The sequence below is a fragment of the Bernardetia sp. Wsw4-3y2 genome (genome assembly GCF_037126295.1).
GTDB lineage: Bacteria > Bacteroidota > Bacteroidia > Cytophagales > Bernardetiaceae > Bernardetia.
This window is the reverse complement of record NZ_CP147017.1, coordinates 4,318,225-4,334,693: the sequence shown is the minus strand read 5'-3', so window position 1 is coordinate 4,334,693 and position 16,469 is coordinate 4,318,225. Positions and strand designations below refer to the sequence as shown.

The 16,469-nt window shown below is 33.1% G+C and carries 24 protein-coding genes; 15 read left to right on the top strand and 9 right to left on the bottom strand.

Going from position 1 to position 16,469, the window contains the following annotated elements:
* The first annotated feature begins 3 nt into the window (after positions 1 to 3).
* The 10 genes from V9L05_RS18060 (at position 4) to V9L05_RS18015 (ending at position 6,691) form a co-directional block, all read left to right on the top strand.
* Complete coding sequence (locus tag V9L05_RS18060; protein ID WP_338813245.1) at positions 4 to 399, top strand: hypothetical protein; 396 nt, start codon at positions 4 to 6, stop codon at positions 397 to 399.
* Positions 400 to 428: 29 nt separating this feature from the next.
* Positions 429 to 710, top strand: a complete 282-nt coding sequence (locus tag V9L05_RS18055) for a hypothetical protein (protein ID WP_338813244.1) — start codon at positions 429 to 431, stop codon at positions 708 to 710.
* A gap of 105 nt (positions 711 to 815) precedes the next feature.
* A complete protein-coding gene (locus V9L05_RS18050) occupies positions 816 to 959 on the top strand; it encodes a hypothetical protein (protein WP_338813242.1) in 144 nt (47 codons plus the stop codon).
* 4 nt (positions 960 to 963) lie between these two features.
* Positions 964 to 1,272, top strand: a complete 309-nt coding sequence (locus V9L05_RS18045; protein ID WP_338813241.1) for a hypothetical protein — start codon at positions 964 to 966, stop codon at positions 1,270 to 1,272.
* Positions 1,269 to 1,688, top strand: coding sequence for a hypothetical protein (locus tag V9L05_RS18040; protein ID WP_338813240.1), 420 nt, complete (start codon positions 1,269 to 1,271; stop codon positions 1,686 to 1,688). The genes V9L05_RS18045 and V9L05_RS18040 overlap by 4 nt, the downstream gene beginning before the upstream one ends.
* A 6-nt stretch (positions 1,689 to 1,694) precedes the next feature.
* The gene (locus tag V9L05_RS18035; protein WP_338813239.1) at positions 1,695 to 2,144 is read left to right on the top strand and encodes a hypothetical protein; all 450 of its coding nucleotides are present in this window, start codon (positions 1,695 to 1,697) and stop codon (positions 2,142 to 2,144) included.
* 229 nt (positions 2,145 to 2,373) lie between these two features.
* Positions 2,374 to 4,683 (top strand): type VI secretion system tube protein TssD, encoded by a 2,310-nt coding sequence (gene tssD / locus V9L05_RS18030; RefSeq protein WP_338813238.1) that lies wholly within the window; start codon positions 2,374 to 2,376, stop codon positions 4,681 to 4,683.
* 6 nt (positions 4,684 to 4,689) lie between these two features.
* Positions 4,690 to 5,286: a hypothetical protein gene (locus V9L05_RS18025; protein WP_338813237.1), complete on the top strand. Its 597-nt coding sequence runs from the start codon at positions 4,690 to 4,692 to the stop codon at positions 5,284 to 5,286.
* Between the two features lie 102 nt (positions 5,287 to 5,388).
* Positions 5,389 to 5,985, top strand: coding sequence for a hypothetical protein (locus V9L05_RS18020; RefSeq protein ID WP_338813236.1), 597 nt, complete (start codon positions 5,389 to 5,391; stop codon positions 5,983 to 5,985).
* 109 nt (positions 5,986 to 6,094) lie between these two features.
* On the top strand, positions 6,095 to 6,691 hold the full coding sequence (locus V9L05_RS18015; RefSeq protein WP_338813235.1) for a hypothetical protein: 597 nt from the start codon (positions 6,095 to 6,097) through the stop codon (positions 6,689 to 6,691).
* A 46-nt stretch (positions 6,692 to 6,737) separates the two neighbouring features.
* Here V9L05_RS18015 and V9L05_RS18010 read toward each other — a convergent pair whose 3' ends face one another.
* Genes V9L05_RS18010 through V9L05_RS17995 form a run of 4 tightly spaced genes read right to left on the bottom strand, consistent with a single transcriptional unit; the run spans position 6,738 to position 7,954 of the window.
* Positions 6,738 to 6,932 carry a hypothetical protein gene (locus tag V9L05_RS18010; RefSeq protein ID WP_338813234.1) on the bottom strand — a complete coding sequence of 65 codons (195 nt, stop codon included), beginning with the start codon at positions 6,930 to 6,932 and terminating at the stop codon, positions 6,738 to 6,740.
* A gap of 5 nt (positions 6,933 to 6,937) precedes the next feature.
* Positions 6,938 to 7,276, bottom strand: a complete 339-nt coding sequence (locus tag V9L05_RS18005) for a hypothetical protein (RefSeq protein ID WP_338813232.1) — start codon at positions 7,274 to 7,276, stop codon at positions 6,938 to 6,940.
* Between the two features lie 8 nt (positions 7,277 to 7,284).
* Positions 7,285 to 7,746 carry a GIY-YIG nuclease family protein gene (locus V9L05_RS18000; protein WP_338813231.1) on the bottom strand — a complete coding sequence of 154 codons (462 nt, stop codon included), beginning with the start codon at positions 7,744 to 7,746 and terminating at the stop codon, positions 7,285 to 7,287.
* The gene (locus V9L05_RS17995) at positions 7,730 to 7,954 is read right to left on the bottom strand and encodes a hypothetical protein (RefSeq protein WP_338813230.1); all 225 of its coding nucleotides are present in this window, start codon (positions 7,952 to 7,954) and stop codon (positions 7,730 to 7,732) included. Before V9L05_RS17995 ends, V9L05_RS18000 begins: the two co-directional genes overlap by 17 nt.
* Positions 7,955 to 8,145: 191 nt before the next feature.
* Here V9L05_RS17995 and V9L05_RS17990 point away from each other — a divergent pair, with 191 nt between their 5' ends.
* The 5 genes from V9L05_RS17990 (at position 8,146) to V9L05_RS17970 (ending at position 10,976) form a co-directional block, all read left to right on the top strand.
* Positions 8,146 to 8,829 carry a hypothetical protein gene (locus tag V9L05_RS17990; protein WP_338813229.1) on the top strand — a complete coding sequence of 228 codons (684 nt, stop codon included), beginning with the start codon at positions 8,146 to 8,148 and terminating at the stop codon, positions 8,827 to 8,829.
* A 37-nt stretch (positions 8,830 to 8,866) separates the two neighbouring features.
* Complete coding sequence (locus V9L05_RS17985; RefSeq protein ID WP_338813228.1) at positions 8,867 to 9,604, top strand: hypothetical protein; 738 nt, start codon at positions 8,867 to 8,869, stop codon at positions 9,602 to 9,604.
* A gap of 75 nt (positions 9,605 to 9,679) precedes the next feature.
* The gene (locus V9L05_RS17980; protein WP_338813227.1) at positions 9,680 to 10,003 is read left to right on the top strand and encodes a hypothetical protein; all 324 of its coding nucleotides are present in this window, start codon (positions 9,680 to 9,682) and stop codon (positions 10,001 to 10,003) included.
* Between the two features lies 1 nt (position 10,004).
* Complete coding sequence (locus V9L05_RS17975; RefSeq protein WP_338813226.1) at positions 10,005 to 10,376, top strand: hypothetical protein; 372 nt, start codon at positions 10,005 to 10,007, stop codon at positions 10,374 to 10,376.
* 18 nt (positions 10,377 to 10,394) lie between these two features.
* A complete protein-coding gene (locus tag V9L05_RS17970; RefSeq protein ID WP_338813224.1) occupies positions 10,395 to 10,976 on the top strand; it encodes a 3'-5' exonuclease in 582 nt (193 codons plus the stop codon).
* A 60-nt stretch (positions 10,977 to 11,036) separates the two neighbouring features.
* On the opposite strand, the gene V9L05_RS17965 is transcribed toward V9L05_RS17970, so the two are convergent.
* The 5 genes from V9L05_RS17965 to V9L05_RS17945 are packed head-to-tail and all read right to left on the bottom strand — an operon-like array spanning position 11,037 to position 16,412.
* Entirely contained in the window at positions 11,037 to 12,455 is a 1,419-nt protein-coding gene (locus tag V9L05_RS17965) for a hypothetical protein (RefSeq protein WP_338813223.1), read from the bottom strand.
* A 35-nt stretch (positions 12,456 to 12,490) separates the two neighbouring features.
* Positions 12,491 to 12,886, bottom strand: coding sequence for a hypothetical protein (locus V9L05_RS17960; RefSeq protein WP_338813222.1), 396 nt, complete (start codon positions 12,884 to 12,886; stop codon positions 12,491 to 12,493).
* Positions 12,887 to 12,898: 12 nt separating this feature from the next.
* Entirely contained in the window at positions 12,899 to 13,945 is a 1,047-nt protein-coding gene (locus V9L05_RS17955) for a hypothetical protein (protein ID WP_338813221.1), read from the bottom strand.
* A gap of 38 nt (positions 13,946 to 13,983) precedes the next feature.
* Complete coding sequence (locus V9L05_RS17950; RefSeq protein WP_338813220.1) at positions 13,984 to 14,754, bottom strand: hypothetical protein; 771 nt, start codon at positions 14,752 to 14,754, stop codon at positions 13,984 to 13,986.
* Entirely contained in the window at positions 14,754 to 16,412 is a 1,659-nt protein-coding gene (locus tag V9L05_RS17945) for a baseplate J/gp47 family protein (RefSeq protein WP_338813219.1), read from the bottom strand. Before V9L05_RS17945 ends, V9L05_RS17950 begins: the two co-directional genes overlap by 1 nt.
* Positions 16,413 to 16,469: the final 57 nt, after the last annotated feature.

Here is a 16,469-nt window from a genome sequence, read left to right as displayed (position 1 = left end):
AAAATGGAACAAGACAGATTCATGTACGCCAATACTTCTGAAAATATGCAAGTCATCTATGCTATTCACAAGAAGAATGGACTCAAAGTGATTGAAACCTTTATTGATTTTATGCCAAGTCACAAGCTAAGACTTTTCTCTTATGATATTCTATTCATCAGAAAAGTAACAGAGAAAGATTTGGCAGTCATCAAAAAAATAGACGAGCAGGATAGAAAACAAGGTTTTGAGATAACACGATTTATACAGCGTTTTTGGTGTCATAAATACAAAACCTTGTCAGCTCTCATTGATGATGACAAAGACTTGGTAGATCAGCAAACACTCAATCAAATTAAAGAAAAACTAAAAAATCATTTTATCAAGCTCAATAAAAATCAAATGGAGCTTTTTGTTTAATCTTAAAATCCCAAATTAATTAATTCAAAATGAAAACAGCTATCGAATTCCTTCAAGACAATATCCCTTCGCCTACCTATAAACCCAATTATGCTGAAATTGCTCTTCTGATGGAGAAGTATGTTGAGTATGTTAATAACGATCCGTTGAAAGATGTATTTAAGGAAGATTTCTTTAATGCAATAACTCCTAACCATACTAGAGTAAATGATGATAGATACAGAAGTAAAAGTGGTTGGGATAAAAAGTCTATCAAAAAAGTCATTAAAGGTAGGATTATTTATTATGCTCCAAAGGATGATCTAGCTTAAAATCATAAATCCAATAAACAAATGAAACTATTCGATGACACGCCATTCAAACATAAAAACGCAGATAAAACCTGCCGTACCTGCAAATTTAGGCAACGCTGGCAGATGGGTTTATCTACAATTCAATATTGTGGAATAACCTCAAGTAACCGAACTGAAAATGGACTTCTAAAAATAAGAGCAAAGGATAGAGCTTGTCCTAAGTATGAGGAGAAGGAAGGTAAAATTGAAATCAAATCTAAATACTAAAGTTATGAATATAGAACAATCACTAGTAGATCAAATCAATAAAAATTTAGCCGAAAATAAAGAGAAGCCTAAAAATATAACCTCAGCTTGGAGTAAAGGAGATAAAGTTAGAGTTGTAAAAAGTATTCATATAAACACTCAGGCTATTCAAAATTATTTAGGACAGATATGTATTGTTGAGTCAGTTACATTAAACAATATTTTTCAAGGCACGCCTTGTTACACGTATTGGTTAAGGTTAGGCAACAATATTGAACCATTTGAAGAATGGGAATTAGATTATCGTTTCAAATCACACAAAACAAACTCATGAACATCAAACAACACTACGAAGCCTTTTTTGACCCCAATGAAATGGGACTTATAGAAAAAGATTATATGTACATTGAATGGGCAGAATCCCTTCTTGAAGATTACAAAGCTGAAAAAGCTAAAGCAGAACCCACTCATCAACAACTTCTTGTCTTTGAAGAACAAGCCAGAAATGAAATAATTGAGAAATGGAAAGAAATTGAAATAATTAAGCCTAGAAGCAAAAAAGATGGTTTCACAAAGCCAAATTTTATATCACATATTTTTAGAAACGGTTTCGGCTCTGCTATAAATTTCCTTTTCGAACACAGAAAGAAAAATGATAAGGAGTTTGCTGAAGCTATAAAACTATCTGATACAGAAATTCAAGATATGATTGATGAAGCTCTTGAGAAAAATAAACCTAAAAACAAATAAAACAAAATGGAAGAGAAAATATTTTATTTATCAATGCTCACATTTTTAGTTACTTCTTGCATTTGGTATTTAAATAAAATGTGGCAAATAGATAATTCAAAAAAAGAAAAAATCTACTTAGAAAAAGAACTACGAAAATCAGAAGAGTATAGGAGGCGAGAACTAGATGATGTTTCACGCTTTTATAATGAAAAAATAGACTTTATGAAAACACAAGCGAGAGAGGTTTATGGAGTTCCCAAAATGCAAAATCCTCCTCTACCTCCTCCAAAAAAAGACAAGAAGTTCAAAAAACAAGAACTCGTAAATTTAGAATTAAAAGATTCTATTACTGGAGATTTGCTTGATACAGTCAAATGTAAGTGTGGTTCATATTATTCAAGAGATACATACGCAATACATGGCTGTCCAAATTGCAAGCAATCAATCGTAAATAAAAAAATAATCTCAGACTAAAAAGAAAAAGATGGTTAAAAAAGAGTTCAACTTATAATTTTGGAGAATACACTTGCTTATTCCAATATGAAATATTTTCCAGCTTTGTGTAATTGAACTATTCAAATACCTGTTTTTACAAAATGTTAAAAGAGTGTTTTTTGTTTAATAAATTTGTACATATATTTTTTTAAGGTACATTTGTAATCTACAGTTTAAAATAATCACTATTTAATCTCTTGGTATTTTTATGAGTTTGATTGCCAAAATGTATGTAGAAGACAAGGAAATTAATATCCTTGACTTCAAATTTCGTTTTACACGAGCCGTTAATGAACACGGCTTTCCGATGGGAAAACCTAGAGGAACAATATTTGAAATTATTTTTGAAACTACCTCTGACCAAAGTTTTATGGCGTGGTCTGTTGCTACTGATATGACTAAACACGTCAAAATAGTAGTTTCTCCAGTAACAGCAACAAGTAAAAGTCGTATCATAGAACTCTATGATGTACATTGTGTCCATTTCAAGAATAATTTTAATGGTCAAAATGGAGAACCGATGACGACACTTGTTCATCTTACTCCTGCAATAATGATAGACGATGGCTACAAAATAGTAAACCATTATTGGAAGAAAACAGATTTAGATGCAAAAGCTCCTGTTACTACTCTGAATGATGACCAAGAACCTAGTATTATGTTCTTAGATTGGATTCATGAGGATACAGATGAATCTTTATCAGAAGTGAGTTATGGTTCAGGTGCATCTCTGAAAGTTCAAGTCAATAATCCGAAAGGAAACGAAGCTAAAATTAGTGTTCAAAAAGAAGATGGTAGCGACTTTGAAAACGGCAAAAAAGAATTAATTGCTACGGCTTTTTTAGATGGCAATGGTTTTGGTAAAATCTCTACTCTGAATTTTCTAGGCAAATGGGCATCAGAAAATGAAGAACTAGACTTTGACAACTTGATTGCCTATGTAGAACATGCAGGTATCAAAAAGAGCAGTCCTAAGCTGAAAGTAAAGAAGCCAAAAGTAAAATTTGAATGGCAAAACCCAACTGATGGCACTCGTTTGGAAGAAGTAGATTATGGTGAGCGAGTTAATCTAGCTTTAGAAGTAAAGGATGGCAAAGAAGGAGCATGTGTAGAAGTAAAGATTACTAAGAAGGACGGAACAGAATTCGAATCAGGAATGAAAGAACGTGTCTTTGATGTAAAGTTGGATGCTACTGGAAAAGCTGTTGTTAAAGACATTTTGATGGAAAAAATCTGGATGGACACCAACCATACCGATACAGATTGCCTTATCGCTAGAGCAAGTGTAGATGGTATAATGAGCAATAAGAAAAGTAAAGCTCTTGACTTGATTCGCCTACCAGAAGTAATTGTAGATTTCAGACCTGCTAAGGACTACAATGGTGAATTTGGCTTTGATTACATGAGAGATACGCATAAAAAGGATTTTGTTTCCTATGAAGAGATTTTAGGTAGTTATATCACCAAAAATGGAGTAGATGAATTTAATAAAGACAAAACTACAGCAAGAGGTGTACAATATCACTCACTCAAAAACAATGTACTAGGTTTTATTAGATTACAAGATCAACGCACTGATGAGCAAGGCAATGATGTAGGTAATCCAGTAACTTGGTATAAAGATGAAGTAGGAAACGAAAAAGAATACATTCAAAGCTATTTAGCTATGTATAGTGGAGATACTATAGATTTGAGTGTACAAGTAGAAACACTAGCACACGGAAATGACTTGACTATTGAATATGACACCACTTTGTTTCGTTTGAATACCTCTATTATTCCTAAAAATGGAGGTAGAAAGCGTATTGATAAACACTTACAACTAACTTGTTTACAAGAATTTAGTGATGAAAAACATCTTACAGTAAAGTACAAAGACAGAACACTAGGGCAGCTCAATATACTACCCAACGATAAATCTCATCGTTTTAGAAAAGATGTTGTATTTGTAAAAGTGAAAACCAATTTAACAGGAACAGGTAGATTTAAAGAAGGAGATAGTACAGATGAAGATATATTGTTGCGACGCTACCTTCGCCAAGCCTTCATACGTTTGGATTTAGCACCTACTATTAATTTAGATTTGAGAAATGACAATACCTTTAATACAAGTTTTGCTGATACCAGAAATGGTCTCATTAATAGAACCAATGGTATACATGCTTATCTAGCAGGAAAAATATCAGCACAGTATAATAACTATTTGAAGGTATATTTTATTGATGAAGAATGTCCTAAGATAGAAAATGGTGTTAAAATTGGTCTAGTAGTAGGAAAAGCAGAAAGTTTCTCTGCAAAAGATGTTATCATTTTTAAAGGACATAACAAGAAAACTACCTCTCACGAAACCATGCATGCTATGGGATTACGTCATCCTTTTGATAATGCAAGCACTTACATCTTTGAGAAAAATCATACTCAAAATATTATGGACTATTCCCACAATGTAGGTATCGATTGTATCTATACGTGGCAATGGCAGTGGCAGATTTTACAACCTAGTGCTTTACCTGAATAATTGACTATGAAATATCTTTTAATTTTTATTGCTACTTTATTAACTACAAGCTGTATGGTAACTAAACAAGAATATCGAATCAATATCTTATCTGAATCAAAGTCTAGTGACACCTTTGATATAGAAAAATTTAATCGATTAGAAAAAGGGGGAGAATATCGTGATACATTAAAGGATGGTACTATTGTTCGTAGAATATCTTCTGATATAGATTTTGCAGAATTTGAAACTCCTCCTCCTCCATCTATACTAGAAATTTTTAGGAGTTTTTACCTCAATGGAAAACTTAAATCCAAAGGATTGTATTACCCAAACGATGTTGAGTTAGGTGTTTGGCAAGAGTATGATGAAGAAGGTAATCTAATCAAAGAAGAAGACTACGACGAAGACTACGAGTATTCTTTTGAAGATTTACTTAAGTTTATTTATCGTCGGGATATTGATTTGTTTGATGAATATACTTCTATCCGTCGCTCTGACGGAATATGGAAAGTAGCGTATGTACAAGGAAAAGGTTATCCTAAACATATTCACGATGTTACTATTGATGGTAAGACAGGAAAAATTATTTCTGACCACAAAAACGAGTTTTCTATAGAATGATTATAGAGTTTTATTTTATCTTTAAAAAGCTATCTTTTCTTGTAAGAGATAGCTTTTTATTAATTATTGACTTATACAACCTAATTTTTAGTTGAATAGACTATGAAAAAACTTATTTTTTATTTTATTTTAACTACACTAATTTCTAGTTGTATGAGTCAGAAAGTTTATATAAATACCTTAGCAGAATCTAAGTCTAGTGACACCTTTGATATAGAAAAATTTAATCGATTAGAAAAAGGGGGAGAATATCGTGATACACTAAAGGATGGTACTATCATCCGTAGAATGTCTTCTGATACAGATTTTTCAGAGTTTGAAAATCCCCCTCCTCCTTCTATATTGAGAGTGTATAGAAGTTTTCATCTTAATGGGAAACTTAAAATGAAGGGGATAAGTTTTCCAAACAGTGTAGCGTTAGGCGTTTGGCGAGAATATGATAAGGAAGGAAACTTAATCAAAGAAGAAAATCATGATGAGGGTTATGAGTATTCTTTTGAAGATATAGTTAGTTTTATGCGCCTTCGCAATGTTGATTTGTTTCATAGATATACAGATATTATGAGGAACAAAGGAGTATGGAATCTCGTGTATGTAAAAGGGGAAAGCTATCCTAAACATATCTATAACATTAAAATTGATGGAAAGACAGGTAAGATAATAAGTAAAACTAAAAACGTGTTCCAAGAAGGTTCATAACAAAAAATAACTGGCTTATTTGAGAATTATATAAAACCAATATGATTTTTAAACAAGCCTTTTTATTGAGCTTTAATGTTTATAGTATGATTTTTAGCAGAATAAACCAATGAAACAGCTTATTTTTTTATTTATTTTAACCACACTAATTTCTAGTTGTATAAGCCAAAAAGTTTATATAAACATACTAGAAGAATCAAAGACTACTGACACTTTTGATATAGAACAGTTTGAAGAAAAAAAAATAGGCTCTCAATATTATGATACTTTAGATGATGGTACTATTGTTCGTAGAATGTCTTCTGATATAGATTTTGTAGAGTATGAAACTCCCCCCTCCCCTAATCTATTGGAAGTATATAGAAGTTTTTATCTCAACGGAAATCTCAAACGTAAGGGAATCTATTACTCAAATGATGTAGCTTTAGGAGTTTGGCGAGATTATGATAAAGAAGGTAACCTTATCAAAGAAGAAAACTACGATGAAGGCTACGAATACTCTTTTGAAGATGTAGTTAAGTTTTTGCGTTTGAGAGGAGCAGACTTACACGATGAAAGGACTTCTATCAGACGTTTTGACGGCATTTGGGAATTAGCCTATGTTAAAGACAAAGATGAAAAAAGTTTCTATTATAGTTATTCCCTAGATGGAAAGACTGGAAAAGTGCTAGAACATAGCAAGAATAATTATTTTATTGAAGGATAGTAATTTTATTCTTTAAAAAGCTATCTTTTCTTGTAAGAGATAGCTTTTACATTTTTTTATAATTCCCTATATCAGATAATTTTTCTGAAATAGATTTTTCATAATCATCAAGCTGTTCCTGTGTAAGGAAAATATAGATAAACTTAGTATTGACTTCGCTATGATTATCTTCTAGAGTTCCATTTACAGCATACGCTACAAGCACTTCCACTCTGTATTGATACGTTTTTTCTGTTTTCATACAACTTACTTTTCAGTTAATAAAAATTTATCCAACACTCCAGCTTCTTCAAATTTATCCAAAGCAACTAAAGAGATATAAACAGGAAGAGGAATAAGAGCGCAGGTTCTTTCAGATGTTTTACTAGCAATCTCCATAAGTTGTTTATACTCATATTTATCAAAGACTTCTTGCAATACTTCATTATTATAAGCCAAAAAACAAATATCATAACCGTCTTTGACAGGATTTTCTGTTGCTGCTTTATTCTCAATTACATAGTTACTTGTCAAGAACTCTATAAATCCATAGAGCTTTTTATTTCCTTCAAAAATTGATTTAAAATGATTGAATATTGTTTTCATCGTGTTGTTTATTTTACATTCAAAACTTCCCACTCCCACTTCCGATTTATAAAGGCTCGTTCAAACTTTTTACGATTAAATTCCGACTGCTCGTAACACAAAACTGAAAATATCCAGTCTTCCATTTTACCATTTCTTGAACGCCTACGAATAGCACGATTGACGTGCGATTTGCAGTAAATGGCAGTCAGGTGTTCAAGCGCACGAGCAGTCAGATTATTTGTTTCTCCAAAATAAATGGATTGTGTTGGCTTGTGGAAAAGCATATAATTTCCTCCTGCTGACCTTTCAAAGATTGTATTGTTTCTATTTATGGGTTTTGTTATACCTTCCATACATAGAACAGAGAAGCTAATTTTTTCACAACGATTAATGAAATAAATTAACTCTTTATGAAAATTATCTTTTAACTCAACATGATAATGCTGCGATAAAGAAGGATGAGTTCCTATTTTAAGCAATACTTTCATAGCCACTCAAATTTATATCTTGCCCATAGGTTTTTGGATTAACACCCATAGCTTCAAGACCTTTCCGTATAATATCTTCTACTATATCAGACTTTGACTTTTTAGTCTTTTTTATCTTTTCTACACCATGCATTACTTCAAGACAATCAGATATATCTTTAGGTACAGTAACAGAAAGGTTTTCTCTAGTTTTTTTAGTTGCTTCCATAATTATTAAATAATGTGATAATAAATAATGTGATATTATTTATTAAATATTACGATAATTTCAATAAAACTCGTTTTTGTTAAAAATATTTCAATAAAAATACTATTATTTTTTCATATTTGCAATAATTAATTTATATTTGTTAATGCCAATTAAAAAACTAATTCACTCAATGACAAACAGATACAACTATGGAAAACATCGCAAATTCGAAATATAGAATTGATAATATGAACTTTTTTGCTACCACTACAGCAGGAAATACTTATGTAATAATTCTTACTGTATTAGTAAATACAGTTGGTTATATGTTTTTCTTCAAAATGATTTTTACGGATAGAATTGCAGAATATGATGCACAGATGGCAAACTGGTTACCGTATGTGATAGGCTTTGTTTTTTCACTTGTAATGTCTTCTGGTAGTTACTTTTCTATTATAAATGGATATGAAAGATTAGGAAAAGTATTGTTTTGGTTAAGTATTGTTTTGAGTATTTCTACTTATGCAATGATGTTATTGACAGATATTCCTTCTTTTTCAAAATTAGTAGCAGATGCTAGTGGTGCTATGATTGAAAAGTGGTCTTTTGGGAAAGAAGAAATGAAATTCATTCTAAAATGTTTTGCTGTCTTTGTACTAGCAGTTACACCAGACTTTGTTGCAAAAGAAATTTCAAAAGAAGTTTCTGAAAAGTATAAGACAGATAAGTATATGGAAGCTTTAGGCTTGCAATTAGCAGCGCATCAAGAACTTAGAATAGAAAGAGAAATGCAAAATTTAGCCAAATCAAGTTCTTCAACTGAAGATGAAGAACTGAAAAGAATGCAAGACTTAATGAAAGCATTAGGCAGAAAACAACGTATTCCAAATTAAAATTATCCTTAGTAAACTAAAAAACACCTATTAAAAAATGGAAAATCAAAACACCAATCCAAACTCAGTAGCTCAAACAGATAGCTCTTCAAGAGTTACTGAATTATTGAGCTTGCATTTCAAATCTTCGTCAAGCACGAAGACTGCTTTAAGCTTCCTCAAAGTGTTGGCTATCTTGTTTATAGCTTCCTTTCTTTGGTCAAACATTGCTGAAAGCTCGCTTCAATTTACTTTCCCTATTGTAGCCCTACTTTACATAGTCTTTGTTTTTGGTCAGATTATCATTAAAGAAAATGATATTAAGCTAAAAAACGCAGATGAGATTGCTAAACTTCTACAAGTTTCAATCTTTGAAAGTAACGAGCTAGAGGAAGAATTAGCTAGCTATAAGCAAGCTCATCAAAACAATAAGCTAGTTGTGAAGGAGTGGGAGCAAGCTCATAGCTACCTCAAAGCCGAAAACAGCAACCTCAAAGAAAATTATAGCAAGCTCCAAGATAGCTATGATACCATAAATGGTAGGTGCAACATTGCCGAGAAAAATGCAGCTAGGTACAAAAAGGAGATAGATGATTCTGAAAATATCATCAAAAAAGCCAAAACAGAAGCATTTATTCAAGGAATTGTAGAGTATGAAGAACTCGTTACGCTCAAACGCTCCATTCCTCATATAAAAGATGAGGAAGCTAGAAGAGTGAAAGAAGCTAGGCAAGAAGTCTTGGAAGCAAGGATTGACCAAGCTAAAGTTATTCACGAGCAAGCTCAAAAAAATTAGAGTAAGCAATTAGAAAGGCTGTGAAGTTTTTTGCAGTCTTTATTATTCTGTTTTTATTCAATTAACAATTAAACTATGAAACTAAATTATATAAGAATTGAGAAAGATAAAGTCTTTCCTCTAATCATTGGGTTGCTGACTCTCATCGCTTTTTTATATTTAGTATATGACACTACCGAAACGCATATCCAAGAAGTAACTGTTGTTGAGAAAAATATCAATAAATGGTATCCGAATGGTAAAGCTGTTTGTGGTTATCTTTTTAATGGTGGAAATGGCGAATGGCATCTTGTTACAGAAAATCCAGAGAAGGATTATAATTATTTAGAAGTAGGAAAAACCTATTTAGTAGTTACTAATAATCGATTGGGAATTAAGGAAATTCTTAAAAAGAGATAATATGAAACTACTATCAAAAATTACTGATTTTATATTTAGTGATAAAGCAGAAACACGCAAGTGGCATTGGAATAATCCTTTCGAAAAAGGAACTGATAGTTTCGAATTGTATCAAAAGGGCAATGATAATTATTTTAAGTATTTGAGGAATGAAATGCCATCAACTGTTTATGTAGTAGAAGTGTGGATAGACGGTTATAAGTTTAACCAAAGTAATTCCAATAGATTCTACTCAAGGCTAGTCTATACAGATAAAGAAGAAGCTGCTTTAATAGCTATTCAAACAGCAAAAGCTAAAAACTTAGATATTGAAGATTATAGAATAATGCTTTCTATAAACGGACATGACCAAATGGAAATACCTATTTATTAATAAAACCAACAAACACCTATGGAAAAATTATTCTTCTATGATCTTGAGACAACAGGCGTAAAATACTGGAAAAATGGAATCCATCAAATCTCTGGTGCAATCGTTATTGATGGAAAAGTAAAAGAGCGTTTTAATTTTAGAGTGAAACCTTATAAAGATGCCCTGATAGAGGAAGAAGCTCTCAAGATAGCGAATGTTACGAAAGAGGATTTAGAAACAGATGTGTATGAGCCTTTTGAAACTGTCTATAAAAAACTAACTCAAATGCTGACCAAATATGTAAATAAGTTTGATAAAAAGGATAAATTCCACTTAGTCGGTTACAACAATGCAAGTTTTGATAACGCATTTCTAAGAGCTTTTTTCGTTCAAAACGGAGATAAATATTTTGGCAGCTTGTTTTGGGCTGATTCTATTGATTGCTACGTTTTGGCGAGTAACTTTTTCAGAAAAGAAAGAGCTAGTTTTGAGAACTTCAAACAAATGACAGTCGCTAAAAAACTCGGTATTGAAGTAGATGAGACAAAACTTCACGATGCTGAATATGATATAGATTTGTGTATGCAAATTTATGAGAGTGTAAGCAGGGAAAACTTATGAGTAAAAACAAAGAAAAACTCCTTTCGAAAGCTAAATTTTGAAAGGAGTTTTTTCTTTGATCTAAGCTCCAAACACTGTCCAATGCCCTGACTCAATTTGAAAATGTTCTTTTTGAATATAGGCTGTATTGGCTTGTCGTATAATTTCAAAACCGAGCTGAGAAGGAACAGAGCTTGCTTGCAACATTTGCTCCTCTATGTTATTAAAATTAGGTTGTATACTTACCCTCCAAGTAAATGTATCTCCTGCTTCAGCTGCTATAACAAGGTCAATTACTGGAAGTAAAATCTCATCCCCAATGACTGTTCCATCATCCAAATTAAACTTGTGAAAAAGACTGTACTCAACTTCATTATTTTTCACCAATTCGATCCTAATAAATCCATTTGGATTAGGTTGTCCAGAGCTGTGTTTTAACCAAGATGATGAATCATTTGGAATACTAGGGTATACTCTAAATGGCAGTATGGTATCAGCATTCGTATTTATATCTGCATAATCCACATCTTGAAAACATACCAGTTTTAAAGTATCTAAAAGAAAATTATAGTCCTTTGTTTGAGGAGCTATCCATTCTCTATTATTTATCCAATAAGTCGCCCCAACAGGTAGATTAGTTTGTGTATTAAATTCTAAAACATTGTGATCCCTTTGCTCAGGCGTGTTTACATTCCAAACTTCTGCATTTGGTAAATATTGTGCTTCCAGTATTCTGACTTCCATCGTTCCAGGACCTGAATTGTCTACCACGATTCCTTGTGCTAAATCTCTCCATTCAGTATCTGCTTCTCCAAACCATTTCCATTCAATATAAACCCCATCAAATTGCATTACAGGACGATAATACTCTCTCCAATCAATCATCGTTTGATTTAGGGCATCAAAATTACTTTGCAACGTAGTAAAACTCTGCTGCAAAGTATTGAAATTCTCTTGTAGAATATTGTGCTGCTCTTGTAGATTATTATTCCCAAGCTCTGGAAGTTGAGGACGAGTATAAATTATACCATTTGCATCCAATGTAGAGGTATTTGCAGGAAGATAAAGCTCCCCAATAATTACTTGGAAATTGGAATTTGTAAGTGTTGGAACGGTTGGAGTTACATTTGGAGTTCCTTCGATGATAAAATATTCAGCTTCTATCCCACCTGCAATTTCCTCATATTTATGCTCACAAATTACCAAATCAATTCTTGGGTTTGCTGCTGTATTTGCGCTTACTTGTAAGATAATAGGTTCATCTTCAGTTATCAAAACACCCTGTTTTGAACGAACTACTCCTATTTTAGAAGAAATTGTTCCATCTTTTTTGGCATAAGAAAACCCTCTAGTATCGTGATTTAATTCTAAAAATAAATTATTTGTTGGAGAAAAATCAAAACCACGATACAGCCCTGGTGGAATAAGTCCTACCAAAAACTCATTAAATTGAAAACTTATGTCATCACTTAAATATTCTATATGTCTTTTTTGTGCCATTATACTATCAATTTTATACGATCCTTCTTTTTGATTTAATTGTTTTCTATATACACAAATGGACTAGTAATAATGCCATATTTACGCTTTAATGACTGTTGCATTAATTCTAAACATTGTTTTAGTGTATATTCATCCGACAGATTTAGCCAAAGCTGCATCTCTGAAATATAGACTGGATTACCATTTACGTCATACTTTGGTGATTGGAGATTTGTATAAACGGGTATCTTATTTTCATTGGATACTCTTAGCTTATCAGGAGATTTTAGTCCTTGTGGAGTTGTTTCTGTAATTGTATCTATCAATAACTCTATAATTATTTCATTCGATAAAATATCTAAATGTATAAATGTTATACAAGCTGTTATTTTCACATCCTCTGTATCTTTTATTACAACAGGAGGATAAATTTCTTTTAAGTGATTCATTGTATTGTTGTTTTAAGGGCGATTTACAAGACCTAAATTATATAAGACATCTGATAATTCTGCATTAGTTGGGTTAGCAGATAAAATTTGTTGTGGGATTGGAGTTGCTCCATAAAAACCTAACTTACCGTTTTTAGCTTCTATCATTTTTTTGAGAATAGGGTTTGTACCTGTTTGCTTTACCCAGTTATATATATGCACTCCTGCACCTTCTTTTCCTTTTCCACCTACATCCGTTTTTGGTCTTCCATCCTTTATTTCTACATAATTTGTTAAAGGAGTGTTATCGTCTGAATTGGTAGGCTCAGGGTCTGCATATCCTTCTAATAGTAAAGGAAGTCCAGATTCTAGCCTATTTATGATAGAATTCGAAACTATTATTTTTTTTGTAATATAGATAGTATTAGAATCTACTAACACAACATTAGTCCCTAAAATCCTAAGTGCAATACCCACCTTTCCATCTAAGAGTAAGTATTCATTTGAGAATCCGAACCCTAAATTCGCACTTGTTTTTGATTGCATCTTTTCTGCGTAAACTGTACCGTTGGCATCGACCCCTAAAATTTCTGTATTAGAAGTATTTTTTACAGAAAAAATACGCCCTGCACTACTACTTGCTTTTATAAAAAAAGCACCCACTATATTCAGTGCCTGTGCTATCCAAGTAAATAAATTTGAGCCTGAGAATTTCCCATTTGCATCTTTAACTTGTATACTTCCTTCTACTCCTTCAGGAGTTGCAGTAGGTAAAAACAAATCAAAGTCAGCACTTACATCAGGATCATCTCCACTGCTTACAACATCACTCAGTTTAATGTATAGCGCATCCTCAAATTTGACAACATCATTTTTTTTATAATCTGTATTCTCATCAAACTCTCCTTTCCAAGCGAAGCCTAAGCCTTGAATATTTATCCATTCAATACCATTCCATATAAACCCTGCTTTTTCGCTCGTGAGTAAGTTTATGGTTTTTATCCAAAGTACATTTTTGTGTGGAGGTTCAGTTGGCTCTAGCCAAATACCTACCACTTGCCCTAAATTAGTTTCTGCCATTATTGTATCAATTTATCGTTATTCTTATTTTATCACTATCAAACTGTCCTTAAAAATAGTTCTCCATTTCTTATCTCAAAACGATTTGCATCAGCTCCCTGTGCGATTAATTCTCCTTCATTATTTATTACAAATTCTACATCATAAAGAGATAGGTTTTCATAATACAAATTCGTTTCAAAGATTCTGAAACGAATCAAACTAGAAAGCGCATCCTCTTTATTATAAAGTAGTGCTGTAAGTCGTGCATTGATCGGCTCATTAAATTCTATCACTTCTCCAACTGCTCGCATAATCTCAGCTGTTAATTCCATACTGCCAGTCAGACGAAGCTCATATCCTGAGCAGCTCTGACAACGCCCTCCACTATCCAAACGACGAATCGGATCATCCAAGGTAAGAGGAGAATCTAAAGAAGAAATTACCCAAGATTCTACAATATCAACACTCTCAAAACCGAGCATTCTGAGTGGCACTTCATAACCTAGTTTTGTTCCTCTAATTTTATAGAGTTGAAAAGCTATTTTTAAGACCTTTCGTCGTAAATCAATTCCATTTGTCAGTCGCATTGTCATTCCGATAGTTGTTTTGAAAAGTGCAACAAACCTATCGTACATCGTATCAGCAAGCATCGTATTTTCTATCAACGAATCTAATAAAGGCTCAATATTCTCATCAATATCTTCTCCCACAATTTCGTTATACCGTTCAAACTCGCCTTTGCCATTCTCATCAACCTCCCCCTGCTTATCCAAAATATCATAAGCCGTTCCAAACCAAGACCATATATTTTCACTCCAATACCCCATTATATTCCTCCTTCCGAATCTATAAGAACATCATTTGCGTAAGCGAGTACGATAGAAGGTTCTTCAATGAGTAAATTTTTTGAATAAGGGTAGGTATAGAATTCCCAAGTTTTGCCAAGGGCGTAATCGACACTTGGTAAAAGGGTAAAGTTAATCTCTGGTTGTGAAATAAGCTGACCTACAGTAGCAGTTCCCAACGAAACGCCATTTTTTGATACCCTAAAGGAAGTAGCCGAAACAAAGGTAATTTTCCATTTTATAGTAGTTGTGGAAGCAGGAAGTAGAGATTTACTCCAAACTAACTCCGTCGTATTTTCAAGCACAGGGCGAGCAAACGGTTCAATGTAAAAGTAGATTGTATCCGAACTGTCCACGCCTTCTGTTGTTTCTACCACTTCTACCAAGTCATTGATTTTCACTTTTCCTCCAATCGTTTGATTTTCAGCAGAAAGGAAATTCAAAATGTTTTGTTTTACAGCAGCAACCACAGCAGCACGAACAAAATTGGAACGCACTTGAATAGCAAATTTTACTTTTGCTTGTAAAACTCCTGCACTTCGAACAGTGATATTTGTTGTTATCATTCTTCTGCTTTCCAAAAAAGAAGTGACATTATCCAATAGTGTTTGTGTAGCCGTTCCACCACCCAAAGGAGAAACATAAATATCTACATATTTCCCACAATCAAAAAAATGTCCTGCGCTTCCCACTCCAGCAGCCAACAAAGGAACATCACTATAATCACTTGGCGTTACCATGTTGTCTTGGGTGCGAATGAAAATAGGAATTTTGCGCTGCAAATCCTCTAAGGTTTCAATATCTGCGCCTCCTGAAGCTCTATCAGGATTCGTTACTTTCAAAACAAACCCACTCGGAACAGTTACCGAACTAATAAGGTCTGTGATAGAGTTTTCAGAAACATTACCTCTACTTCCTTCAGATACAGCATAGTTGGCAGTAATGTCAGTTCCAACTTGTGGAATTTCTCCTTTTATTCCATCGCCAAAAACAATTTCCATTTTACGAGTTTGTCCAACTCCTGCCACAAAATCTCTATTGAGTTGAAACGATTTTAAGAAAGAATCTTTTGAGTTCCAACCGACATTATTAACCAAAACAGAAACCGAATTATCTACAATTTCTTCTATGAGTTCAAAAGTTTGTGAAGCCGAGCCGTTAGAAGTTCCGACAGAAATATTGGTAAATGAAATTTGCTGAACGGCATCGACAAAACCTTCTGTTTGTCCTGCTAAAATAGTTAGATTGTCAGAAGTGGTGTAGATAATTTCGTCAGCTGTTTGAGCTTCTGTTCCGATGGGAATCAAAACATCAGAAGGTAACGGACTTTCAAAATAAAAACGAAGTTCTACCGAAGCAGGTACAACGCCTTTGACTCGGTAGCCTACCATTTTAGCAAACTTGACAGCATTTTTATAGCGAGTAGTTGTTACTAAAAAACTCTCTCGTGCCTGTTCATCAATATAATACCCAAGCATTTCGGCAATGCCTCCCCAAACAAAAAGCAACATATAAAGAGGCTCTGTTGGAGAGTGATCGGTGTGTCTCGGTAATTTTGTTGGCAGCTTAGGCAAAACAGAATTTAGTATCTGTTCTTGACTTCGGTCTGCGTAGCCTATCCATTCGTTTTCTGAACTCATCTTATTATTATTCTATCGTTTTATCGTATCAAAAATTCTTGTTTTCTAATTCCATCG